24 protein-coding genes and 4 tRNA genes are annotated in these 25034 nt (G+C 39.9%); 13 read left to right on the top strand and 15 right to left on the bottom strand.

The window, feature by feature from the left end; genetic code table 11:
- Positions 1–50 precede the first annotated feature (50 nt).
- Together FWE23_03830 and FWE23_03835 are read right to left on the bottom strand one after the other, a co-directional pair.
- The gene (locus FWE23_03830) at positions 51–1316 is read right to left on the bottom strand and encodes a glycosyltransferase (protein ID MCL2844568.1); all 1266 of its coding nucleotides are present in this window, start codon (positions 1314–1316) and stop codon (positions 51–53) included.
- The gene (locus FWE23_03835; GenBank protein MCL2844569.1) at positions 1303–2682 is read right to left on the bottom strand and encodes an O-antigen ligase family protein; all 1380 of its coding nucleotides are present in this window, start codon (positions 2680–2682) and stop codon (positions 1303–1305) included. The genes FWE23_03830 and FWE23_03835 overlap by 14 nt, the downstream gene beginning before the upstream one ends.
- A 234-nt stretch (positions 2683–2916) precedes the next feature.
- On the opposite strand from FWE23_03835, the gene FWE23_03840 reads away from it, so the two are divergent.
- Genes FWE23_03840 through FWE23_03860 form a run of 5 tightly spaced genes read left to right on the top strand, consistent with a single transcriptional unit; the run spans position 2917 to position 8472 of the window.
- Entirely contained in the window at positions 2917–3813 is an 897-nt protein-coding gene (locus FWE23_03840) for an ABC transporter ATP-binding protein (protein MCL2844570.1), read from the top strand.
- Positions 3810–4526 (top strand): ABC transporter permease, encoded by a 717-nt coding sequence (locus tag FWE23_03845; protein MCL2844571.1) that lies wholly within the window; start codon positions 3810–3812, stop codon positions 4524–4526. The genes FWE23_03840 and FWE23_03845 overlap by 4 nt, the downstream gene beginning before the upstream one ends.
- Before the next feature lie 3 nt (positions 4527–4529).
- The gene (locus FWE23_03850) at positions 4530–6224 is read left to right on the top strand and encodes a GldG family protein (GenBank protein ID MCL2844572.1); all 1695 of its coding nucleotides are present in this window, start codon (positions 4530–4532) and stop codon (positions 6222–6224) included.
- A 2-nt stretch (positions 6225–6226) separates the two neighbouring features.
- Complete coding sequence (locus FWE23_03855) at positions 6227–7183, top strand: DUF4340 domain-containing protein (GenBank protein MCL2844573.1); 957 nt, start codon at positions 6227–6229, stop codon at positions 7181–7183.
- The gene (locus FWE23_03860; GenBank protein ID MCL2844574.1) at positions 7180–8472 is read left to right on the top strand and encodes an MFS transporter; all 1293 of its coding nucleotides are present in this window, start codon (positions 7180–7182) and stop codon (positions 8470–8472) included. The genes FWE23_03855 and FWE23_03860 overlap by 4 nt, the downstream gene beginning before the upstream one ends.
- A 6-nt stretch (positions 8473–8478) precedes the next feature.
- Here FWE23_03860 and larE read toward each other — a convergent pair whose 3' ends face one another.
- The 5 genes from larE to FWE23_03885 are packed head-to-tail and all read right to left on the bottom strand — an operon-like array spanning position 8479 to position 13322.
- Entirely contained in the window at positions 8479–9225 is a 747-nt protein-coding gene (larE, locus tag FWE23_03865; protein MCL2844575.1) for an ATP-dependent sacrificial sulfur transferase LarE, read from the bottom strand.
- A 1-nt stretch (position 9226) separates the two neighbouring features.
- Positions 9227–10567, bottom strand: coding sequence for a nickel pincer cofactor biosynthesis protein LarC (larC, locus tag FWE23_03870; protein ID MCL2844576.1), 1341 nt, complete (start codon positions 10565–10567; stop codon positions 9227–9229).
- 1 nt (position 10568) lies between these two features.
- A complete protein-coding gene (gene larB, locus FWE23_03875) occupies positions 10569–11321 on the bottom strand; it encodes a nickel pincer cofactor biosynthesis protein LarB (protein ID MCL2844577.1) in 753 nt (250 codons plus the stop codon).
- Between the two features lie 6 nt (positions 11322–11327).
- On the bottom strand, positions 11328–13085 hold the full coding sequence (locus tag FWE23_03880) for a hypothetical protein (GenBank protein MCL2844578.1): 1758 nt from the start codon (positions 13083–13085) through the stop codon (positions 11328–11330).
- A gap of 24 nt (positions 13086–13109) precedes the next feature.
- Positions 13110–13322, bottom strand: coding sequence for a hypothetical protein (locus tag FWE23_03885; GenBank protein MCL2844579.1), 213 nt, complete (start codon positions 13320–13322; stop codon positions 13110–13112).
- 185 nt (positions 13323–13507) lie between these two features.
- On the opposite strand from FWE23_03885, the gene rho reads away from it, so the two are divergent.
- The 6 genes from rho (at position 13508) to FWE23_03915 (ending at position 15438) form a co-directional block, all read left to right on the top strand.
- Positions 13508–14758, top strand: coding sequence for a transcription termination factor Rho (gene rho / locus FWE23_03890; GenBank protein ID MCL2844580.1), 1251 nt, complete (start codon positions 13508–13510; stop codon positions 14756–14758).
- Positions 14759–15040, top strand: a complete 282-nt coding sequence (locus FWE23_03895; protein MCL2844581.1) for a hypothetical protein — start codon at positions 14759–14761, stop codon at positions 15038–15040. It abuts the gene before it with no gap.
- A gap of 67 nt (positions 15041–15107) precedes the next feature.
- Positions 15108–15182: transfer RNA gene (locus tag FWE23_03900), tRNA-Gly, on the top strand.
- Positions 15183–15195: 13 nt separating this feature from the next.
- A tRNA-Met gene (locus FWE23_03905) sits at positions 15196–15271 on the top strand.
- 5 nt (positions 15272–15276) lie between these two features.
- Positions 15277–15351, top strand: a tRNA-Gly gene (locus FWE23_03910).
- Between the two features lie 12 nt (positions 15352–15363).
- Positions 15364–15438: transfer RNA gene (locus FWE23_03915), tRNA-Cys, on the top strand.
- Positions 15439–15490: 52 nt separating this feature from the next.
- Here the strand turns inward: FWE23_03915 and FWE23_03920 are convergent.
- Genes FWE23_03920 through FWE23_03955 form a run of 8 tightly spaced genes read right to left on the bottom strand, consistent with a single transcriptional unit; the run spans position 15491 to position 22876 of the window.
- Entirely contained in the window at positions 15491–16342 is an 852-nt protein-coding gene (locus tag FWE23_03920) for a glycosyltransferase (GenBank protein MCL2844582.1), read from the bottom strand.
- A complete protein-coding gene (locus tag FWE23_03925) occupies positions 16339–17676 on the bottom strand; it encodes a dihydroorotase (GenBank protein MCL2844583.1) in 1338 nt (445 codons plus the stop codon). The genes FWE23_03920 and FWE23_03925 overlap by 4 nt, the downstream gene beginning before the upstream one ends.
- Positions 17664–18938: a U32 family peptidase gene (locus FWE23_03930; protein ID MCL2844584.1), complete on the bottom strand. Its 1275-nt coding sequence runs from the start codon at positions 18936–18938 to the stop codon at positions 17664–17666. The genes FWE23_03925 and FWE23_03930 overlap by 13 nt, the downstream gene beginning before the upstream one ends.
- Positions 18939–18944: 6 nt before the next feature.
- Positions 18945–19475, bottom strand: coding sequence for a Fe-S-containing hydro-lyase (locus tag FWE23_03935; protein MCL2844585.1), 531 nt, complete (start codon positions 19473–19475; stop codon positions 18945–18947).
- A 13-nt stretch (positions 19476–19488) separates the two neighbouring features.
- Positions 19489–20493, bottom strand: a complete 1005-nt coding sequence (locus FWE23_03940) for a DNA adenine methylase (GenBank protein MCL2844586.1) — start codon at positions 20491–20493, stop codon at positions 19489–19491.
- 3 nt (positions 20494–20496) lie between these two features.
- On the bottom strand, positions 20497–21165 hold the full coding sequence (locus tag FWE23_03945; protein ID MCL2844587.1) for a restriction endonuclease: 669 nt from the start codon (positions 21163–21165) through the stop codon (positions 20497–20499).
- Positions 21162–21944: a site-specific DNA-methyltransferase gene (locus FWE23_03950; GenBank protein ID MCL2844588.1), complete on the bottom strand. Its 783-nt coding sequence runs from the start codon at positions 21942–21944 to the stop codon at positions 21162–21164. Before FWE23_03950 ends, FWE23_03945 begins: the two co-directional genes overlap by 4 nt.
- A gap of 17 nt (positions 21945–21961) precedes the next feature.
- Complete coding sequence (locus tag FWE23_03955; protein MCL2844589.1) at positions 21962–22876, bottom strand: fumarate hydratase; 915 nt, start codon at positions 22874–22876, stop codon at positions 21962–21964.
- A gap of 108 nt (positions 22877–22984) precedes the next feature.
- Between FWE23_03955 and FWE23_03960 the strand changes: the two genes are divergently transcribed.
- On the top strand, positions 22985–24037 hold the full coding sequence (locus tag FWE23_03960) for a response regulator (GenBank protein MCL2844590.1): 1053 nt from the start codon (positions 22985–22987) through the stop codon (positions 24035–24037).
- Entirely contained in the window at positions 24027–24995 is a 969-nt protein-coding gene (locus tag FWE23_03965; GenBank protein ID MCL2844591.1) for a response regulator, read from the top strand. The genes FWE23_03960 and FWE23_03965 overlap by 11 nt, the downstream gene beginning before the upstream one ends.
- Positions 24996–25034: the final 39 nt, after the last annotated feature.

Consider the following 25034-nt stretch of genomic DNA (forward strand, 5'->3'; position numbering starts at 1 on the left):
AACTACAAACGAGCAAATTGTGAAGATAACAAAAAATATCGAAGTCAATATTAGGTGGTTTTCCAAATCTCAAAATGTTTCTGCAAAATTGGTTCGGGAAAATATTTTTCAACGTATTGCCGAACATTAAGTTTTTCTTTTTCAGACAATATAAGATTTATTCCGTGCGCTAAATCGTCGCAGTCTTTGTATTTTGCCAAATACCCTGTTTTCCCATTTACTATATTGGGTATTCCGCCAACATCAAAAGCAACTACGGGAGCATTGCACGCCAAACTTTCAATTATTGTTTGCGGAAAATTTTCAGCCAATGACGAAACCACAAACACATCCATAGCATTATACGCCATTGCCGCAGAATATTCGTCTTGCAGAAAACCCAGAAAATGCGTTTTGAACGGCAAAGAATCAGCTATCTCCTTTTGGTAATTACATCCAAAAATTAAAATCTCAATATCTTGAGGCGAATTGCTTTTTTTTGCTAAAATGTTAAGCGCGTTTTTCATATATTCCCAGCCCTTATAGGGATTTGTGGTCGCACTTGCCGCCCCAAAACCAATGATTTTTTTTGCACTGTCAATCGAAAATAATGAACGGGCAACTGTTTTATCAATTATCTTGAAATTTCGAGGATTTACCATATTGGGAATATGGTGAACTGCTTTATTTTTGACGATAGCGGATTTTTTTGCGACGCCCAGCATCCAAGAACTTGGAGCGATAAATGCCAAATTATTCACCCTGCCGATAATTTTGTACTTTTGCCTATACTCATTTTGGGCACAGTCAAAAAGCGAAAAACCGCCCCAATACGGACAATTTCGGCATTCACTTGTATATTTTTCGCATTCAAACGGATGTGCGCACCCTCCTGTGAAAGAAAAGCAATCGTGTAAAAACCAATAAGTTTTTTTATTTAAAGCCAATATTTTTCTCAGAGATTTATAATTTATGCATTCATCCAAAACACCGTGAAAATAAATCACATCACATTTTTTCAAATCATCGTGTTTTAGTATATCATCGTATCCGCAACAAAAATAGAAACAACCTCTTTGATTATTAAGTTTTCCTGAAACAAGATATATTGCACGTTCAAATATTCTTTTTATGATTGCCCTGAAATATTTAACAAATCGGTTTTTTGTGATTTGTATAATATCGTTTCTATCTGCGATTAATTTATCATAAACCAAATATTTTGAATCAATTCCGGCACTTAACATTGCCGAATGCAAGCGTAATCCCGCCAAAGAACTACCACCACAATTATCTGATATACTGATGTGGATTACTTGGCAGTTATCTTTCGCCAAACACATAATTCTCCTTTCTTTTACTTTCAAACATTGAAACAAAAATAGCCAATATTGTTATATAATACATCCAATAATGATTCCCTCCATTTACCCAAAAAGATTCCTGCGTGAAACCTGAAACTAAAAGCCCTATCGTTACACAAGCAAAAACAAGTGCCGTAAAGTTTTTCTTTTTCAAAAAATAGAAAATTATAATTACAAAATGGGCTAAAAAAAGAATTGTGCCAATAATTCCGATTTCTATCAACGTGTGTAAAAAGTTATTGTGTGCCGCCGTTGCTTGCCTTCTGCCGTCAAGTTGCATAATAATCAAATCCAATCCGGCAAAAGTTCCCGGACCTTTACCTGTAATTTTATGAAACAATGAACTATTTTCAAAAACGGTTAACGAACCACGCCATATAAAAAGACGAGAATAAGAGCTTACATCTAACGACCGCACATTAGCATTGCCACCACTAAACGTTCTGTCTATCGTTTCTTGTACCGGCATAAATCGAAAAACAAAAAACGCTATAATTACAGAAGATACAACTATTCCTATTGCCTTCTTGTTAAAACGAAGATTAAAAAAAACCAATGCTGCAACCGCAGCTGTTAAACCCAATAACACACTGCGTGCAGATGCCGCAATAATTATATATACCGAATAGACAGCAAGAGTTAACCAAAAAACTTTAGCTCGGAAATCTTTTTTATTTCTTAAACATACTATAAGCAACGGAATAAATGTCATTATATACAATCCGATAACCATGTGATTTTCAAACAAAGTTCCGGTCGCACGCATTCGACCATCAGAATTTGTTTGAAATACAAACAACTGCAAAAACACAAGAAACATTTGAAATAAAACTGAATATATTATGATTTTTTCTACGGAATTGCTTACTTTCATTGAATTGATTACAAACAAATAAACCACCGGCAATTGCAAAAAACGATAAATGTGAAAAGCAATTGTATAATTTGTGTTTAAGAGTTCGGGAAAATAGTTTGGCGTAAAGAAAATACCAAACAAAGCGCTGAGTATTGCAAATCCGCAAAGCACTGAAAGTGAAATGAAAATCGGAGAACAAATATCTTCTTTAGTTAATTTGTTTGAAAAAAGCAAAGACAGAACTAATCCTGGAAACAATAAATCAGCCAACATAATATTGACTAAGTTCGCTGGACTAAAATTTACCATCCCTACAAAAAGTGCCACAAAATAAAACATTGCCGTAATTTTGTGGTTAAGAATAAAGCAAATTGCATAAAAGACAAGAGCTATCGGTACAAAAGAAAATACGTAATACATAATTGCAGCATCAGCTGCTACCCCAAAAAACAAAGTAATTACAACAAAAACAGCAATCAACAAATCAAGTTTTATATTTATCTTCGACAAAACAAGCACAAGTGAATTCACTCCTTCACTCAAACTATTGCTTATAATTTTATCATTCGGTTTTATTCCGAGCATTTTTTATCCTTAATTATTTCTCGTAAAACAACTTATTTTTCCGTAAAATACTAAATTGCACGTATGGATTTGATTTTTCTTGTGCACAAAAACTATTTTCTCTTACAAACAACCGAAAATTAGGAGGTTTTGTTGAAAGAAATTATGCTTGAAGTGAGCAATTTATACAAAAATTACGGAAAAGTCGCCGCGGTAAAAGACTTGAGTTTCTCCGTTAAGAAAGGTGAAGTGTTCGGTTTCTTAGGACCAAACGGTGCAGGAAAAACCACCACAATGAAAATAATCACAGGATTTCTGCCGATGTCCGAAGGTAGCGTAAAAGTCGCGGGAATGGACATAACACTAAATGATTTACAAGCGCGAAAGAAAATCGGCTACCTGCCCGAAACAACCCCGCTTTACACAGATATGTTCGTTTGCGAATACTTGGAATTTATAGGAAAACTGCGCGGACTTTCGAGCGAAAAACTGAAAAAACAAGTAAATAAAATGATAGAAGTCTGCGGACTCGAAGAAATGCGAAAAAGACCTATCGGATATTTGTCGAAAGGTTATCGCCAAAGAACAGGGCTTGCACAGGCAATGATACACGAGCCGGAACTCTTGATTTTAGACGAGCCGATGAGCGGACTTGACCCTAACCAAATCATTGAAATTCGCCAACTCATAAAAGAAATCGGCAAAGAAAAAGCAGTGGTTTACTGCTCGCACATTTTGCCCGAAGTTGCCGCGACCTGCAACAGAATTCTTATAATAAACAACGGCGAAACCGCAGCAGTCGGAACTCCCGACGAAGTTATAGAAAAATCGCGCGAAGAAAATACCTCGTATCAAATTACGCTAAAAAATTTCAACGCCGAAATCGAAGCAAAAATACGAGAAATAGTCGAAATAGAAAAAATCAGCGTAAATTATTCGTTAGAGGATGTGTTCGCAAAATTAACTAAAAAAGACACCGATACCGTAGGGGCGTATTGCATGCGCCCTTCAGCAGAAACAGAAGCGAACAACGCAAAGGAGGCAAAATGAACGGAATTTTTACAATTTTCGCAAAAGAACTGAAAACCTATTTCATTTCGCCGATTGCATATATTTTTATGATTGTCTATCTGCTTTTGACAAATTTCCTGTTTTTTCAGACGTTCTTTCTAAACAATCAGGCGGAAATGAGAAGTTATTTTGAGTTTTTGCCTTATATTTTCCTGATTTTCGTACCTGCAATAACAATGCGAACTTGGGCGGAAGAAAAAAGAAATAAAACATTCGAGCTTTTGCTTACTTTACCGCTCAAAGATACGCAAATTGTGGCGGGAAAATTTTTTGCGGCGATTGCTTTCTTGGCAATTACTCTCGCGTGCTCGCTTACCGTTCCCATCACCATAGCGGTAATAGGAAATCCCGATGTCGGCGTAATTATCGGCGGATATTTCGGAGCAATATTGCTTGGCGCGGCATATATTTCTATAGGAATGTGGATTTCCTCGCTAACCGAAAACCAGATTGTCGCGCTTATCGGCTCAATTGTTGTAATTTTGACGCTTCTGATGATAGGACATCCGATTGTGCTTAGTTTTGTGCCGAGCGAATTGGCGCAAATCTTTTCTTTCATCGGACTTTCGGGACGTTTTGAAAGTATCGGCAGAGGAGTAATTGATAGCCGCGACATCATTTATTATGTCAGCGTAATAGCGTTTTTCCTGTATCTTAACGTTCAATCGCTTCAAAGCAGAAAGTGGGAGTAAAAAATGAAGAAAAAAAGAAAAAGTTTGAAATTTATAACGATTGTATCCTCCTTAATTGCGCTAGGATACGTAATTGCCGCCAATATTGTATCAAGTAATTTTTTTGTGCGCACCGACCTAACCGAAAATAAGATTTTCTCTATTTCCGAAACGACAAGAAATCGCCTTAGAGGTTTGCAGGACGTTTTGACGATAGAACTTTATTTTTCGGACAATTTACCGCAAAATTTAAGACAAGTACAAAGCGAGATCATTGACCTGACAGACGAATTCAGAAGTGTTGCAGGAAGAAACATCAGAGTTGTTCATAGAAAGCCCGACAGAAACACGCGCGACAGAGAAGAAGCGTTTGCTTTGCGCATTCCTGCGGTAGAAGTCCAAACAATCCAAAGAGACAGACGGGAAATGGTGCAAGGATATATGGGAATTGCGCTTCGATACGGTGCAAAGTCAGAGAGCATTCCTTTTGTCCAGACAACCGACAATATCGAGTTTGAGATAGTTCAGCGCATAATCAGGCTAACCAAACGGGAACTTCCGACCGTGGGAATTATTAAAACCGACACTGCAATGTATGTACCGCCCGAAATTGCACAATGGTATGCGATGGAAATCCCCGAAGACATCACACACAGGCGTTTCAGAGCGCTTATTCACGCGCTCGAACAACTTTACAACGTAGAATATATAGACCTCACCCAAGTTGAAAACATCGGAGACCATATCTCAACAATAATAGTCCCCGGCGAAAACGAGGCAAGTTATTTCGTCCATCCGCAGAAAATTTACGCAATAGACCAGTTTCTGATGCGCGGAGGAAACGTCATTGTTTTAGCACAAAGATTTGCAGTAAATTTGCAGAGAGACGAAAACGTAAGCTTAAGCAACACTCTTTTATACAATATGCTTGAAGCGTGGGGAGTTGTTGTAGAACCGAAACTTATACAAGACGCTTCGGCAGGAACTATCCTTGTTCCCACACAAGTAGGCGGCGGAGTGCGAAACGTTCCCACTGAATACCCGTTTTGGGTGCGCGTAAACGAAGACGGATTTAACAGAAACGTAGCGCCGCTTGCTGCAATGAGGTCGATAATTTTCCCGTGGGCGTCGCCTGTTATGGTGTCGCCAAATTTGGATAGCGCAACAATAGCCGACACTTTAATTATGTCGTCGCAATATTCGGTATTGCGAGCAGCGCCGCTAAACGAAAATATGCCGCCGCTGAGAATTGCCCCTAATCAAAACTGGGAGTTCTTCTTTGAAAGAGCAATGCAAGACGGCACACTTATGCGCTATCCTATGGCAATTCGCTTGTCGGGGAGGATAAACTCAGTTTTCAGCGACACTACATTTATACAACCTTTAGATGAACGAGAATTGCTTCTCTACACCACAAGAGGCACGGCGATAATTATCGGAAATGCCGATTTTTTAAGTGCCGAAGTAGGAACACCACAAAATTTGCCCTTGCTTATGAATTTGGTAGATTGGCTTACCTTGGACGACGACCTGATAACCGTGCGTTCGCGAAATATGATTGACCGCTCGCTTCAGCAATTTAATATGATGGGCGGCGCAAATTTTAACAATGCAACTTTGATAAGAGTTTTAAATATCGTCCTTATGCCGCTTATCATTGTAATTGTAGGACTTGCTTTGTTCATTAAACGTAAAAAACAACAAAATGAAAGGAAATAAATATGTCGCCGATTATTAAAAAAGTGCTTTTTTCGGGAGCAATTCTCGCATTGGTTGCAGGAGCAATGCTTTTATCGTCATTTTTGGCAAATACGCAAGAAAAAAGACGACTTATTCCGTTTTTTCCGCACTTTGCACAAAACGCGGGAAGAATAGTCCTAACACAAGGCGGACAAACCGCAATTCTGACCCGACAAAACGGCGCGTGGTTTGTATCTATCGGACAAAGACCTGATAATCTCTATCCTGCGGACAGCGTTAAAGTTATGAGCATAATAACAAAAATCGCCGAAATGACGCCCGATAATTTTGTCGGCTCAAACCAAGAAAATTTTGCACAATTCGGCTTTGAAAATGACAGCACGTACTTTGTTCAGATATATGATGTTCACGGAATGCTTGTCGGAGATTTCATTTTGGGAAACCGAGCAGAAAATTGGCGCTTAAATTTCTTTAGACGAATTGGCGACAACAACGTGTTTCTTGTAAGCGGCGGAATTGGTTTTGCCTTTAATGTTGACCCAAACGAGTGGCGAATAAGAAGAATTTTCGACTTTAACCCAAGCGACATCGTGCAAATTTCGGCGCGACACACCGACCAAAATTACACACTGGCGCTGAACGAAGAGGAAAACTGGATTTTTGCCGCAGACTCCACTATCGCAAATCAACAGGATGTTGTTAATATGATTGGAGAATTTATGCAACTGACAGCAAACGATTGGGATTACAGCTATATGATTTCCGACCAAATGGCAGGTCTCAACAATCCGAGCGCCGAATATACTTTCACCCTTAAAGACGGCACGGTTCATACGCTTGCAGTGGGTAATATCGATGGCGAAAGACCACGCTTTTTTGTGAGATATAACAATAGTCCGCAAGTAGCGTTTATTTTAAGGTCGCCTATTTTACGCCTGAGGTTGCAACCTGATTTCAATTTCAGGGATAGTTTTTGACCCAAAAAGACAATTCGACGAAACAAATTAAGCAGTCCGTTTCTGTAAAAAGCTGGATACTTTACAGTTGGGCGGACTCAGCTTTCGCCCTTTGTATTTTAGCGGGATTTTTCCCGATACTTTTCAGAAACTACTACCTATCCCCCGAACTTGTCGCAGACTCCACCGCAAAACTCGGCTTTGCAAACGGAATTTCAGGAATTATCGCCGCGCTCCTCTGCCCTGTTTTTGCCGCAATAATCGCACAAAAAGACAGCCGCCAAAAATCGCTTGCCATATTTTCGCTTTTAGGAATTTTTTCGGTTATTTTAATGTATTTTGTGCAAATCGGCGAGCACATTCAAGCGCTCATTCTCTTTATTATCGCCAATATTTTCTATCGCTTATCAAATATGTGCCACGACACGCTTTTACCTGCCGTAGCTATCCCCAAAAACAGACACAGAATTTCGGCAATCGGTTTTTCGGCGGGATATTTGGGCGGCGCAATAATTTTTGCACTGAACATTTTTATGGTATCAAATCCGTCGTTTTTCGGTTTTCACGATACTGTAAGTGCGGCGAAATTCTGCATTCTTATAGCAGGATTATGGTGGTTTGTATTTTCACTTCCGATTTATTTCTCAAAAATTCCCCGTCAGCCGCAAAATATAGAAAACAGCGCGCTTAATTCTTTTTGGAAAAGCCTGAAAGAAACAGCAATTTTTGCGTGGAAAAAACCGCAAATCCGCATTTTTCTGATAGCATATTGGTTTTACATAGACGGTGTTCACTCTTTTGTAATGATGGCGGCGGATTACGGTTTAACATTAGGTTTTTCGCCTGAGCGGCTTATGGTTTCACTTTTGGTCGTGCAACTAACAGCCTTTCCGTTTGCCGTAATCGCAGGACTTGCCGCGCACAAATTCGGCGCGAAAAAAATCCTTTTTGTATCAATAGCTATTTACACTGCAATAACCCTAAGCGCCGCCTGGACGATGAACTACGAATGGCAATTTACAATGTATTCCGTGCTGATTGGACTTGTACAAGGCGGAATTCAGGCAGTATCGCGCTCATATTTTTCAATAATTATCCCTCAAGACAAACAAACCGAGCTCTTCGGTTTATTCAATATGATAGGACGCTTCGCCGTAGCTACAGGTCCTCTTTTAATAGCCGTCAGCATAGTAATGGCGCAAAATTTAGGCTTTGAAGGTATTACTCCGCAAAGAATAGGCATTTCGTCGCTTGTCCTGCCGTTCACTATCGGCTTCATTTTGCTGTTTAAGGTGAAAGACAGAAGGTAAAAAAACTCACCTGACTATTTTCAAATCAAGAACAACATCAGAAAACTCCTCGCAAAGAATTTGTGAGACATATTCTTGTTTGCTTGCCAAAAGCGAAAAATCTCTGCTGTTTATCTGTAAACGAGCACAATCTCCTATCACTCTTACTCTAAAATTCGTAAAACCGAGAGCAAAAAGTTTTGTTTCGCAGTTTTCTATTTTTTTAAGAACTTTTTCGTCGATTTTTTGCCCCGTTTTCACCCTTGTCGCAAGACAGGCGTATGCAGGTTTTTCGGCGGTAAACAAACCCAATTCCCTCGAATATTCGCGAATTTCGTCTTTGCTAATACCGCAAATTCTTAATGGCGACTTTACGCCGAATTCTTGGAGCGCTCTTATTCCTGCACGGTCGGCAATATCGTCAGAGGCGTTTGTGCCGTCGCAGACAAGCGAAAAACCGTCGGCATTTGCTTTTTGAATTATCTTTGAAAAAATCAGTTTTTTGCAATAATAACATCTGTCGGGCGGATTTTGGCAAACAGTGCGGTCGCTTAAAACATCGGCTTCGATTATTTCGATATTCAATGAAAATTCTTTTGCCAAACGTAAAACGTCTTCGGTTTCAAATTGCGGCTGAAATTGCGATTTTACGTAATATCCTTTTACTGAAACGCCTGCTTTTTTTGCGGCGCAAATCAGATATGAAGAATCTACTCCGCCGGAAACGGCAACGGCGAAGGCGGGGGGGTCGTTAAAAAATTCGGATAATTGCATTTTATTCGAACACCTGTGTAGGGGCAGGTTTGAAACCTGCCCTTACGTTATCGTTATCGTTATCGGTTTCGGTTATCGCAAACTCCAAAACCGCGCATTTTTTAACTTCCGCAAAACTCACACAATGTTTTTTCGCCGCCGTTGCTACGCTTTCGTATTCGGGTTTTGTCTTGCTTATTCCGTAGCCGCTTGATACTTTTATGACTATGTTCCCGTATTTTGTTTCTACGGTTTCAGTTTTTGATGAAAGTGTAAGACGATTTTTTTGCGAAATTCTTACGCCGCGGGTTGTTGTGTGCGTTAAAATTGCTTTGGCAACCACGTCTTTTTTGTCGGCTTTGGCGAGCGCGGTCAAAATGTGTCCCGGACGTCCTTTTTTCATAACTGTCGGGGTTGCGAAAACGTCAAGAGCGCCCGCTTCAAAAATTAAATCGTAGGAAAACGCCAATTCTTCTGCGGTAATGTCGTCCAAATTACAGGATATTTCGTAAACGTCGTCGCTGTTTTGCTCGGTTTCGCCTAAAAATGCTCGAACGCAATTTAATCGCTCGAAACTTCGTTTTCCCATACCATAGCCAATTTTTTCGACGGTCATTACAGACATATTGCCAAAGGAATGCGCAAAAGTTTTAAGAAGCGCCGCACCGGTAGGAGTGCAAAGTTCGCCTTTTATTTCGCCGCCGTAAGCGGGTATCCCTTTAAGAAGATAAGCCGTCGCAGGAGCAGGAACAGGCAAAACTCCGTGCTGACATTTAACACTGCCGAAACCCACGTGAACGGGTGAAACTGTAATTTTGTCGGGTTTTATCGTATCAAGAGCAAGACAACAGCCGACTATATCGCAAACTGCGTCCAACGTTCCGACTTCGTGAAAATGAACGTGAGAAACCTCTCTGCCGTGAACAAATGCCTCCGCCTCAGCCAAAGCAGAATAAACTTCTGTCGCCTTTTCTTTAACGTTTTCAGGAATATCCAAAGAATAAATGAGCGATTTTATACATTCCAAAGACGAATGATTGTGTTCGTTATGGTGATGGTGTTCTTCGTGATGGTTATGATGTTTGTGGTCGTGGTCGTGATAGCGATTGTTTGCGTTGTGCGGGCGACCAGAGGCGGTCGCCCCTACGGCATCGCCTTCAATAATGCCATTTACAATAACGTCTATTCCGCTACCGACTATGCCGCATTTTTCTCTTTTTACCGCTTTTACAACAGTGTTTTCCAAACCGATTGCGTTCATTTTTTCTATGAATTTTTTCGGGTCGGGGCAAAGTTCCATTAAAGCCGCCATAAGCATATCGCCTGCCGCTCCCATATCGCATTCTATATACAAATTTTTCATTTTAACTGCCTATTCGATTTATCATACTCGCCAAATATCCCGCGCCAAAACCGTTGTCAATATTCACAACACTAACGCCGCTCGCGCAAGAATTAAGCATTGTCAAAAGCGCCGAAACACCTCCAAACGACGCGCCGTAGCCGATTGAAGTCGGCACTGCAATAACAGGGCAATCCACCAAACCGCCGACAACGCTCGCCAAAGCGCCTTCCATTCCCGCCACCGCAACAACCGCTTTTGCGTCCATAAGAATATCAAGTTTTGACAAAAGTCGATGAAGCCCCGCAACGCCGACGTCGTACATTCGCTCAACGCGACACCCTAAAACTTCCGCCGTTATCGCCGCCTCTTCCGCAACGGGAATGTCTGTTGTTCCGCCCGTCGCAACGACCACGTAGCCATTTGCGGTTGGAACTTCTGCTCTTGCGACAATTCCAAGCGGCGCCTCAGAATTATATTCGAGGGGTATGTTTTTTTGAATTTCTGTAGCATTTTCGGCTGTCAAGCGAGTGATAAGGATATTTTTTCTGCCGTTTTCGAGCATTTTTTCTACAATCCCGACAATTTGTTCACTTGTTTTGCTCTGCCCGAAAATTACTTCGTGAATCCCTTGGCGTATTTCGCGGTGGTTGTCGATTTTGGCAAATCCTAAATCGCTGTATGGCGACATTTTCAGTTGAAGCATTGCCTCGTCAATCGACATTTTTCCATCTTTTACACTCAATAATGTTTCGTAAATTTTTGCTTTATCCATAAATTTCTATCCTTCTTTTTTAACCTCGTCTATCATATTTAAAATTGCATTTTCAAACTTTTTTGTAAAGCCTATTTGGTCGCAGAGAACGGAATTCAGCATTTTTTCACGAAGATTTTGCTTAATTTCCAATAACTTTTTTGTATCGGACGCCAAATTTTTTGAGATTTCTACAAAATCATCTTCATCTTTTGCTATAAACTCGGGATGCCCGACGGCGGTAAGAATACTTGCACTTACGCGAGAAACGTGCCTGTCGCCCAAAATTGTTATTACGGGAACGCCCATCAAAAGCGCTTCACAAGTTGTTGTTGTGCCGTTGTAGGGGAAGCAGTCAAGTGCAATATCCATATTTGCGTATTGCATTAAATGCTTTTCTACAATTCCTACTGTAAGTCCTCTAAAAATTATTTTTTCCTTATCAAGCCCAAACTCCGCAAAGCGGGAAAGCATAGACTGACAAAGCGCAGGATCGTTAAAAGATCTATACTTTAAAAACAATTTTGCATTCGGCACGGAATTTACAACTCTCGCCCATAATTTAACGGTTTTATCTGTGTATTTTGTAGGGTTATTAAAAGAGCCAAAAACAATTTCCCTGTTTTCAAAACTCCGAAAATCACAAGAAGCAAACGGTAAAATCGGAGAATAACACAAAAAACAATCGTCGATTTTATATAGTTTCTCGCTATGGAAATTTTGTGCGTCAGTCGGCTCGCTTACATCATCAGTAATTCTATAGTCAATCGATTTTAATCCGGTAGTGTTCGGATATCCGCAATATGTTACTTGCAACGGCGCAGGTCGCAATCCAAACACGTTCAAAGAATTATTTCCCGTATGCCCCGACAAATCAAAGAAGACAGAAATTTTTTCCTCTTTAATCAAATCCGCAATTTGCAGATGATTCATATTTGTAACATCATGCCAAGAATGTACATAACCCTTAAATTCCTTCGAAATATTATCTAACACTCTTACATGCGCAAAAAGATGGATTTCAAACTTGCCTTTATCGTAATTTTTGAAAAAGCCTCTTACAAAATATGAAACAGAATGATTACAAAAATCCGCCGAAATAAATCCGAGTTTTATTTTATCTGTAGCCGGAAATACAGAACGTTGCACAACGCTTTCTCCCTCAAAAATATTTCGATATTTTTGATAATATACAAAACATTCTTCGCGGCTTATTTCAATATAATTGGAAAACGATACAAGATTCGACGCAAAATTTTCATTTTTAGGGTTAAGAACCAACGCCTTTTTGTATGCAGCATACGCATCTTTGTATAAACAGGCATTTGAAAAAGCAAGTGCCATATTATTATAAACATGCGGCCAATCCGGATTTATTTTCAGAATCAATTTAAATACATTTGCAGAAGAAATCGGGTTTCCCATAACCCTGAAAATATTTCCTATATCATTAAGCACTTCAATATTTTCAGGCTCAATAGTTATTATTTTTTGCAATACGCATAACGCATCCGAGCGAAAATTCAAATCTCTCAACAAAATAGAATAAATGCGTAGAAAGCCGACATCGTTTTCAAACCCTTTATCATAAGCTTTTTTTAAAAGCGGTAAAGCGACTGTTTTTTTATCCGAACCTTTAAGTATTTCCAGCATTCCTTTTGCGAAAAAGAACTCCGCTTCTTCACCGAAATTTTTTTGTGCCGAAATTAGAAGCCGCTCTGCCAATTCCAAATTTTTTTTATTGATTGCCTGCCATATTTGAGAAAAAACTTGTGCATCTTTCATTTGATTGCCCCGCCATTTTAATTGTTAATTATTAAAAATCATTCCCAGCGACAGCGCCGTAATAAACGCCAAAAACAGATAAAAAAGGATACCGTTTAAGAAACGCTCGCCCTTGGACTGCGATGCGGACGCTTTTGCTTCCTTGCTTTCTCTTTTTATGTGCGCTATAAAATTTTTTATGGTAAAAATAAGGATTACCACGCCTGTTATTTTTATTAAAATTGTTGAAATATCCACGTTTTCACCTCTCCGAATAAATAAAATTTCACATAAATATAATATTTTTCCGCACATTGTTTGTACATTTTATTATATTATCACCGATTTAATTGTCAAAAATCTTCTTTTCACAGGTTTTTTATCCAATTTATGAGAATTTTTTTTGAAAAACAGCAATAACATTTTTAGTATTAGGTGGTTCAATGGATGTCAATGAACTTAAATCAAAGAGTGTAGAAGAGTTAACAGCTCTTGCCAACGAACTTGATGTAGATGGAACAGGCTACAAAAAACGCGACTTCGTGTATCGTATTTTACGTGCAAAATTTGCCGCAGGCGAAGAAATCACAACTGAAGGAGTTTTAGAGGTAATGCCGGACGGTTTCGGCTTCCTGCGCTCCGAAGAAAACTGCTACCTTGCAGGACAAGACGACGTTTACGTCGCTCCAGCACAAATAAAAAAACTGCGTATCAGAACAGGAGACTGTGTCCGAGGAACAATTAGAGCGCCCAAAGAAACAGAGCGATATTTTGCGCTTATGAGAGTAGATACCATAAACGGCGACGCTCCCGATGTGCACAAAAAGATTGTTTCTTTTGAGGATTTAATTCCAATTTTTCCTACCGAAAAATTTACACTTGAAGGCGGAGTGCCAAACGATATTTCAGGTCGTTTGATAGACCTTTTTACACCAATCGGAAAAGGACAACGCGGACTTTTGGTAGCGCCTCCGAGAACAGGTAAAACAGTTCTTATGAAAAATATTGCAAACTCAATTCGCAAAAATCACCCGAATGTAAAAATGATAATCCTTTTGATTGACGAGCGCCCCGAAGAAGTTACCGATATGAAATATTCGGTTGACGCCGAGGTAATATCTTCTACATTCGACGAGCCTGCCGACAGACACGTAGCAGTCGCCGAAATAGCGATAGAGCGCGCAAAACGTCTCGTGGAACACGGTCAGGACGTAGTAATTCTTCTTGACAGCATAACCCGTTTGGCAAGAGCGTATAACACGGTTGCTCCGCATTCGGGCAGAATTTTGTCGGGCGGTGTGGATTCGCAGGCGTTATACAAACCAAAAAGATTTTTCGGCGCGGCTCGAAACATTGAAAACGGCGGCTCTCTCACCATTTTGGCAACGGCGCTTGTTGAAACAGGCAGCAAAATGGATGAAGTTATTTTTGAAGAATTTAAGGGTACGGGAAATATGGAACTGGTTCTCGACCGCGACATCGCCGACAGAAGAGTATTCCCTTCAGTTGACCTGATGAAATCGGGAACGCGTAAAGAAGACCTTCTTTTGGCGCAAGAAGTCCTCAACAGAATGTGGATTTTGCGGAAATGGCTTTCGGGCATCAGAACTCCGACAGAACAAATGGAAACTATGCGCGAAAAACTTATGGGAACAAAAGCAAACGTTGATTTTTTGGATTCGATGAGTAAATAAGTGAAGCAAATTTTAACGTTTTTTGCAGTTTTTGCTTTGTGCTCCTTGCTTTTTGCGCAAGATTTGCACAAAGCGCCAACTGATGTACAAGAAATTTCGTTAAAAGAAACAGAGCAAAGGACAGAACAATTAGATTTTATTTCGCTTGAAGAAAACACGAATTTACTTGAATTAAAGGCGCAAAGAGTAAGAAATCACAGGTATATAGTGGTGAGCGCAGTGATGATGATGCTATTCGCAGGATTGAGTATGACAAGCGTTTCTACAATAAATCCCGAATAATTTCAGATTACCCTTGACTTTCATTTGTACATTAACGTATATTTGTCTGCGTTTTAATAGAAAAATTGCGAGAGTAGCTCAGTGGTAGAGCCCTACCTTGCCAAGGTAGTTGTCGCGGGTTCAAGTCCCGTCTCTCGCTCCAGAATAGATTTTATCGCGGGATGGAGCAGTTGGTAGCTCGCCGGGCTCATAACCCGGAGGTCATCGGTTCGAGTCCGGTTCCCGCTACCATAAATGCGAGAGTAGCTCAGTGGTAGAGCCCTACCTTGCCAAGGTAGTTGTCGCGGGTTCAAGTCCCGTCTCTCGCTCCAGGTTTTCTTTTTGGTGGCATAGTCAAGTGGTAAGGCAGTGGTCTGCAAAACCGCGATTCCCCGGTTCAAATCCGGGTGCCACCTCCATTTTTTTCATTCAAATGTTTTTTTCTTGGTTTGTTTATTTTTGAGGACGGAACTATCCACCAAAAATCTTATGACGAAAATCTCGCATAATACTGAAAAGTTTCGGGGGTAAAATACGGCAGAAAAATGCCACAATCGCAGAAGCAAATATAAAAGGGAAACACCAAAACGGTAATACCGATGATGCTTTTAGTTTGTGTTGTAAATCTTTTATTGAACATCTTAAATTTGCGTGTTTTTTCTCGAAATTATTTCCTAATCTGTAATAAAACAATGGTTCCGACAAGTTCTGTCCTGTATATTTTCTCTTAACAAGGCGTATTACTAAATCATAATCTTCGCCATCGCCCGGTTTGAATTTTTCATCGTAAAGGAGCGCTTTTAAAACATCGGTTTTAATGAACAGCGCCGAATTTGCTATAGGATTGGCAAACGGAAGCGATATTCTTATATCTTTGCCGGTTTTAGGCAGAATTCTCACTTTTCCCAGCTCTTGTTTGTGGTCGTTGCGAAATTCAATATATCCGCATCCGACAAAATCTAAGTTTTTCTCAATTATTTGCTCTAACTGTTTTTTTATTTTTTCTTCAAAAAATATGTCGTCGCTGTCAACTATAGAAATATATTTTCCTGCGGCAAATTCCACTCCCCTGTTTCGCGAATTTGAGGGACCGACGTTTATTTCGCTTCGTAAAACTTTTATGCGGCTGTCTTTTTCTGCGTAAATTTTGAGCATTTCCGTTTTTTCGTCGCTGAGATTTCCGCCTGCAGATATGATAAACTCAAAATTCTTATGCGTTTGCGATAAAACACTGTCGATTGTAATTTTTGCAATCTCAGTATTATCGCCGTTATAAAAAGCCATAACAACCGACACTAAAATGTTCTCGTAAGCATTGCTCACTTAACGAACTCTCTTTCAAAAACAATTCTTCCGTCAACCACCGTAAGAACGGGGCGACCGACAAATTCTTTGCCTAAAAACGCCGAATTTCCGCCGCATTTAGTAAAGAAATTTTTGCTTTCTACCGTCCATTTTTCGTTTGGCGCAATTACGCTTATGTCCGCTTTTTCTCCGACGGCGATATTTGGAGCGTTAACTCCAATTATTTTATATGGATTTATGCACATTTTTTGCGCAAATTCCATAAGAGTAAGCCGATTTTTGCTGATAATTTCGGTAAATATTGCGCCGACCAATGTCTCTAAACCCGCTACGCCGCAACTTGCGTTATCGAACTCTATGTTTTTTTCCTCGCTTGTGTGCGGCGCGTGATCGCTTACAATTGCGTCTATTGTTCCGTCGGCAAGCGCTTTTATCAGCTCGTCTCTGTCTTCTTCGCCGCGGATTGGAGGGCTCACTTTTAAGTTTGTATCGTAAGTCGCCAAATCTTTGTCGCTGTAATACAAATAATGCGGAGCGGTCGCCGCCGTAACAGCCACGCCCTTTTGCTTGTATTCGCGGATTTTTTCGATTGCGCCTTTCGACGAAACCCGTGTTATGTGTATTTTGCACCCCGTGTATTCGGCTATTATCAGATGCCGCGTAATGTCGATGTCCTCCCCTATTGCAGGAATACCGCGAAGTCCGAAAATCGTCGAATATTTGCTTTCGTTCATAACGCCTTTGCTGAAATTCTTGTCTTGGCAATTACAAAAAAGCGGCGCGTCAAATAATTTCGCGTAATTCATAACGTTTTTTAGAATATCGCTTCTGGATATGGATTGCGTTCCGTCCGAAAACGCCTTTGCGCCCGCGGACATCATTTCATAAAACGGGGCGATTTCTTCTCCTGCAAGTTCTTTGGTTGCCGCGCCGACAGGATAAACGCGACAACTTACGTTTTCGCTTCTCTGCACTATGTAGCGCACTTTTTGCTCCGCATCGCAAATCGGGTCAGTGTTGGGCATACAGGCAACGGCGCAAAAACCGCCCGCAACCGCCGCTTCCGCTCCCGATTTTATGGTTTCTTTGTCTTCGCGCCCCGGTTCGCGCAGATTTGTATGCAAATCCATCATTCCGGGAAAGACGAGGCAACCGCTCAAATCTATTTTTCTTGCTTGCGCAAACTCGTTTTTCAGGTCGCCGATTGCGGCTATTTTTCCGTTCGACACGACAATATCGCAAATTTGGTCGATGTTTCCGTTCGGGTTTATCACTCGCCCGTTTTGGAGTACAAAATCGTCGGCGAACGCCTCGTTTCGCAAATATACTTTTGCTTGTCCTAAATCTCGCATACCTCTATTTCCCTTCCGAATTGCGTATTTCTTTCTAATGTTTTTTCCACGTCTTTTTCCGTACACTCAATTTTTGCAACGCTGAACGGCTCTATATTTTTCAATTTTTCATCGCTGATTTTAATGCAAAAACCCTGCCCTGCGCTTGCTCGCTCTATTTCTTTTCCGCTCTTTGCGTCAATGATTTTGTCGAGCGTAATTTTTATGTTTTCGCAGCTTTTCGGGCACAGAAATTCCAGTTCATCACCTAAATCCAGCGTATTTCGCACCTCTAAAATAATATAATTCGCATCGCAACTGCGAACAATTCCTGCAAATTGATATTCGCCGAGCGATTTTGTGCTTTCGTAGTCGGTCGATAAGTCGCTCGGACTGCCGTTGTGAAATCCGAGTGTATAGCCGCGATTTTTCACGGAATTCAGCATTTCCATATAGTTGCACTGCGCGTTATCAATCGCCAAACGATACGCCCGCGCAACGCTTGCAATGTAAAACGCATTTTTGTGCCGCCCCTCAATCTTAAAAGAATCAATACCGATTTGCTGATATTTGTCCAGAACGGGCATTAAACACAAATCTTTACTGCTGAGAATGTGCGAATATCCGTCTTCTTCGTAAATCTCAAAAAATTCGCCTTCGCGTGTTTTTTCTTCCAAAAAAACTTTGTAGTCCCAGCGGCAACTTTGCGAACATTCGCCTTGATTTGCCCCGCGATTACTCAAAAAATTGCTTATCAAGCACCTGCCGCTTACGCCCATACACATTGCTCCGTGGACAAAGCATTCAATTTCGATGTCTTTGTTTTCTTCGCGGATTTCCAAGATGTCGTTATACGTGCATTCTCTTGCAAGAACTATTCGATTTGCACCCGCGTTTTTCCAAAACCGCACTGCCGCGGTATTGCTTATATTCGCTTGCGTAGAAATGGTAATATGCTTATTCGGAAGCGCTTTTCGCAGAATTGAAAACACGCCGGCATCGGCAACAATAAGCCCGTCGGGAGCAAGCGAATTTACGGTTTCCACTGCATTTTCTATTGCTTTTATTTGGCTGTTATGCGCGAATAAATTCATAGCCAAATAAACTTTTTTGCCGATTTTGTGCGCAAAGTCAATCCCCTGCTTTAATTCGTCCTGCGACAATCCCGCTTTCGCCCGAAGCGACAACGACGGCATTCCGCAATAAACCGCGTCAGCCCCGTAAAGAAGCGCGGTGTATAAATTCTCCAAATTCCCAGCAGGTAAAAGCAGTTCGGTTTTCATTGTTCATCACCCTCTTTCATAAAGCGAATTCCCATTCGCATCTATCGCCACAATTACAGGAAAATCCTTAACAACAAGTTTTCGCACCGCCTCCGCTCCCAAGTCGTCATAACAAACGGTTTCGCAAGAGACAATAGTTTGCGCCAAAAGCGCCGCCGCGCCGCCTGTCGCCGCAAAATACACCGCGCCGCATTCTTTCATTGTTTCAACAACTTCTTTTGAGCGAGCCCCCTTGCCAATCATTCCTGCAAGTCCGCATTTTCTTATTAAGACAGGCGAATACGCGTCCATTCTTCCGCTTGTGGTGGGACCGATTGAGCCGATTATCGCGTTTGGCGGAGTGGGCGACGGTCCTGCAAAAAAGATTATCCTGTTTTCGAGATTTATGGGAAGTTTTTCGCCTTTTTCAATAAGGTCGCAAAATCGTTTATGCGCGGCGTCGCGGGCGGTAAAGATTTCGCCCGAAATTAAGATTTGCTCACCTACGGTTAGGTTTTTTATTGTTTTTTTATCGAGTATTGCGTTTATTTTTGGCAACGGTTACCTCCTATCATTGTTTCTCCAAAACGTGTAGATATTCTTCGGTTTTGTCGGCTTTATGATTTCGATTTTCGGTTTTGTCGGCTTTGAATCGCTGATAATCAGTTGCAAATAATTCGTATTTCCCGTATTTTTGCATTGTTTTTCGTACCGTTTCAACAGACATTAAGCCTTCGTTGTTATAACTCAAAAAAATGTATTTAAACTTTGCATTTTTAAGCAAAAAATCAAATTCTTCAACAACTTTGTTTCGACTGCACCAAGCGGATTTTTGGTATTTTCTTAATCCTGTTTTTCCGTTCGGAACAAATTCGTCATACTTTGCGATAGTATTAAGTAAGTGATAATTTGCGCCGTATTGACGTTCATTATACGGTGGATCCAAATACAAAATATCTCCCTGTATTTTTTGTATAAGCGTATTACAATCTTCGTTAAATACTTGATGGTCGTTATCGTTTATTTCAAATTCTGCTGCTTCAAGCAACATTTCTTTTTGCGCCGTTTTTTTGAGATGTTTTAGATATGCGCCGTAAACAGAGGCTGTATTTGCCAATTTGTCCGCGCTTTCAAGCAAACTTGCTAAAAGAAAATAATATAAATTATCGTCAATTTTGCCGTTTTTTCTCCACATTTCTATGCATCCACGAATAGTATCGATTTTCTTTCCGTTATAATCAGAAAAATACAGCCTTTCCGAACCACTGCCAAAACAATAGTTTTTGTAAATAAAACCGTTGTCAATTAAAGGAAGAGAATTTAATTCATCAATATATTTCTGCTTTTGTGGAATATCTGTGTGATTTTCTATGTAATTTTTATTTAACACATAACTGTAATACTCAACGTCATTAGCAATGACTTTTTTTGCTTTTGTTTTTAACGCTCTTGAGACAATTCCCGTTCCTGCGAAAATATCACACAGTGTGTTTTGAGACAAATCATCACCTACAACGTCATTAACGGCGTTTTTTATGAAATTTATAAGTTTATATTTTGAGCCGATGTAGTTCATATTTCACTCATTTCCATATAATTTATTCATAATAAAATCAGACGCTTCTTTACTGATTTTCATTACGCTTGTTTTGCGATATTCAACGGGATCATACTGATAACAGCCTTTACAACCTAATTTCTCGTCGTAATTCTCATCGCCGACATAAAAAGAATACGGATTTCCTTCTATGTTTTTTGCATTCCAGCGCTTATTTGAAGTTTTGCATTGTTTGCAAATTTGCCGCTTTATATCATTTGCAGCTTTACATAACGGCTGAAAATCTTCCAAAACCTGTGTTCCGGAATTTGAAACTCTACTGTCGTTTTTTCGTCCGTCTTTATGGTCAATTTCTATTATTGTATTCTCGGATTTGCCATTAATTCCCAGCATAACACAATTCTTGTTTTTATAAAAATCTTTTATTTCCTTGTTTATATTTTGATTAAAAGTTTCTTTGTTGTTAAACCCATTTAATCTTACGGCATCAATAGAATTCCCCGATGTTTTACCTTTATCAAAATCAACAATATATTTTTTTGCCAAACTTGAACTTGCTCTACACCAACTTCCTCCGTTGCCAAGCTGAAGATCTTTGTATATTCCGACAAATTCTTCTACATGCACCCAACGACTTTCTCCACGTTGATCAGGTTTTGCAAGTTGTAAAAATAATTCCGTCTTTGTCATTCATTGTTCTCCTTTTTGAATACCAATATATACTCGTGCTTAAAAATAAAATAGTCGCTTTTCATCGCTCGGTATTTCCATATATCACCAACTCCCAATTTCCCGCGATTACCTTCGATATTTTTTACCACAATGCCCTTTAACTTTACGTTGAAATTTCGTTTAATTGCGTCTAATGCATAAAACGCAAGCGGCACAACTTCACTTTTTTTGTAAACATCGCCGACAATGACGCTAAAATACTTTTTGTTCTCTAAAAATAACAAGGCATTTTGAATCACAAGCAAAAACTTTCTCAAAAACTCTTTCAAATCTCCTATTTGAGATAAATCTTCTGATTTATCAGTAAATTTCACAATATCCATATAAGGCGGGTGAGCTATAAAAAATTGTACTTTTTCTGCTTGTAATTCATTAAGTGATTTTTGAATAGTAGGACAAAATAAATATTCATTTGAAACATCGCATTCGTTTATCTTAAATCGGCTATTGTCAGATTTTTCCATTTTTTGTTTAACCTGCTCAATAACCTCCGAATTAATATCAAATCCTATAAACTTTCGATTGAGAGTTTCGCATTCAAACAGCGTAGTTCCGCTTCCCATAAAAACATCTAAAACTGTATCGTTTTCTTTAGTGTATCTTTTTATAAGTTGTCGGGGAATTTGTGGGATAAAATTACCATGGTAAACATTTGAATGTTTTCCCGACTTGTCTCGTTCATTTATAATCCATAGACTATCTGTGTTTATTTCCGAGGTCTTCCAATCTTCTGACATCCAAATTTCCCCTCTCCTCATAACACCACTTCCGAATGCCTTGCCACGTGGCAATTTATCGCCACCGCTACAGGCAAACAGGCAATATGCGTTGGGTGCGTTTCTATATGTACGGCAAGAGCGGTTGTTTTTCCACCCAATCCTTGCGCGCCTACTCCGCTTTCGTTTATTTTTTCGAGGATTTTTTGTTCCAGATTTTTGTATTTATTTTGTAGGGGCGTATTGCATACGCCCAAATTATTGTCGCCGTCATTTGTGTCGCCGTCATTTGGGCGTATGCAATACGCCCCTACGATTGGGCGCAACAACGCCCGTTTTGCAATTTCCATACATTTCTCGGCGGTGCCGCCTATTCCTATGCCTACAATTACGGGCGGACAGGGGTTTCCGCCTGCGGATATTACCGTGTTTACCACAAAATCGATAACGCCTTGCTCGCCGTCGGAGGGTTTCAGCATTTTCAGCGCGGAGCAGTTTTCGCTACCGCCGCCCTTTGGCGCGAGGATAATTTTAAGCCCGTCGCCTTCAACAATGTCTGAATGAATTATTGCAGGACTGTTGTCGCCTGTATTTTTTCGCTCAAAAAGAGGGTCGCTTACTATTGATTTTCTCAGGTAGTGTTTTTCGTAGCCTAAACGAACACCTTTTTGGATAGCGGTGCATAAATCGTCTTCACCCTCAACGGTCAAATTTCTGCCAACCTCTGCAAAAACAACGGCAAATCCTGTGTCTTGGCATATAGGTACCCGATTTTTTGCGGCGATGTCGGCGTTTTTGACACATTGGAAAATAAGCGAACGCGATAAGTCGCCGTCCTCTCGAACTGCCGCTTCTTTAAGGGCGAGATAAACATCGCACGGCAAGTTAAAAGCCGCTTCGGCACACAGTTTTTCGACCGCCGTCAAAATTTCATTACAAGTAATCTTTCGCATTTTTCAGTTTTCCCAAACATTTCTTATACAAATATAGTATATTTAATATACGATAAATTGCAAAAGTGCTTATAAATCGTAAATTGGGCAAAATTATGGAGATTTTTTATGAAGACCGTTATCGCAGTAGATGACCAATATCTCAGTTTAATAAAAATAGAACAGGCGTTAGAAGATTATTTTAACGTGCTTACAGCGACAAGCGCCGAGAGATTTTTTGCGCTTCTTGAGAAAGTAAAACCTGACCTGATACTTTTAGATATTCAAATGGCGGAAACAAACGGCTTTGACATTTGCAAACAATTAAAGGAAAGCGACAAAGAATATTCAAAAATCCCTGTAATATTTTTGACCGCCAAAACCGACCCTGAAGACGAAGATTTCGGGTTTCAACTGGGGGCGGTGGACTTTATTACAAAACCGTTTTCCAAACAACGACTTATAAATCACGTAAAAACCCACATAAACATAGACGCGCTCATCCGTAAGAGAACAGACACCTTAAAGCAAAGGGAGCGAGAAATCCGAAATATTCGCAACGAAATAGTATCAGTATTGTCGGAACTAATCGAAAGCAGAGACGAAGTAACGGGCGGACACGTCACAAGAACTGCCGATTACACCCGTATCTTAATTGAAGGACTAATTGAAAAAGGATATTATTCCGAAGAAATACAGGACTGGATTATCTCAACTATGTGTACTTCGGCAGCGTTGCACGACGTAGGAAAAATAACGGTTTCGGATATAATTCTGAACAAACCGGGAAAGCTTACCGACGAGGAATTCAGAGAAATTAAAAAACACGCTATGGAAGGCGAAAATATTATAGAAAAAATTATATCAAGAACAGGAGTAGGCGACGCGTTTTTGCATAATGCCAAATTGTTTGCAGGACAACACCACGAAAAATGGAACGGCACGGGTTATCCTCGCGGCTTGCGTGAAGAGGAAATTTCTTTGCAAGGCAGAATTATGGCAATAGCCGACGTTTATGACGCGCTTGTATCGGACAGACCGTATAAAAAAGCGTTTACCCACCAAAAAGCCGTAGAAATAATAATGAGCGAAGCTGGCAAGCATTTTGACCCGAAACTTACTCAGCTATTTGGGGAAATTAACTACAAATTTTTAGAAGTAAGAGAAAATCATGACGATTGAACCGCAACATACAACAATGCCCGACGCTTGTATTTTAATAGTAGATGATATAAGAATGAATATTTACGTAGCCGAAGAACTTTTGTCTCCCTATAAATTAAAAGTAGAAACCGCACTAAGCGGGTTTGACGCTATAGAAAAAATTAAACAAGGCAAAACATACGATATTATCTTTATGGATCACTTGATGCCCGAAATGGACGGAATAGAAACGACAAAACGCATTCGCGATTTAGGATATACTAAACCGATTATAGCGCTGACCGCAAACACATTGTCAAACCAAGAAGACTTTTTTCAGGCAAACGGCATTGACGCATTACTTTCAAAACCCATAGAAATAAATAATTTGGACTTGATACTAAATAGATTTATCTGCAAAGAAAAACGGACAAAGAACGCCGACTGCGAAAAACCGATAGACAACAAGGCAAACGAAATCTCCGCGATTTTCGTTTCGGACGCTCAAAATTCAGTTAATATCATAGAAAAAACAATGTCAAAAAGTCCATATTTTTCGGAGGATGATTGGCAGCTTCTGAATGTAAATGTTCACGCTATGAAAACGGCGCTTGCAATTATCGGCGAGAAGCAACTTTCCGCATTCGCTCTAAAACTGGAGGAAGATATTTGTGCCAAATGCAAGGATATTGTTATAGAAAGTACGCCACAATTTATTAAATCATTAAAACAAGTAATCGAAAAAATGGAAGGCACTGTGCAAATAAAAACCTGCAATTCTAAAAACGAGGACACTGAGCTTTTACAAGAAGATTTACAAAAAATAGCTACCGCTTGCGAAATTTATGATAAAAGAACCGCAAAACATCTGCTTAACGAATTAAATCAAAAAATATGGTCGGCAGAAACCAAGAAAATGCTTGACGAAATTCAAAAACTCCTTTGGGACGGCGATTTTGAAAAAGCGATGGGTTTAGCTAAAAATTTTTCCAAATAAATAATATTAAAAGGAAACCTTAAATTATACAAGGTAAAA

Source organism: Chitinivibrionia bacterium, from assembly GCA_009779925.1.
Classification (GTDB): domain Bacteria; phylum Fibrobacterota; class Chitinivibrionia; order Chitinivibrionales; family Chitinivibrionaceae; genus WRFX01.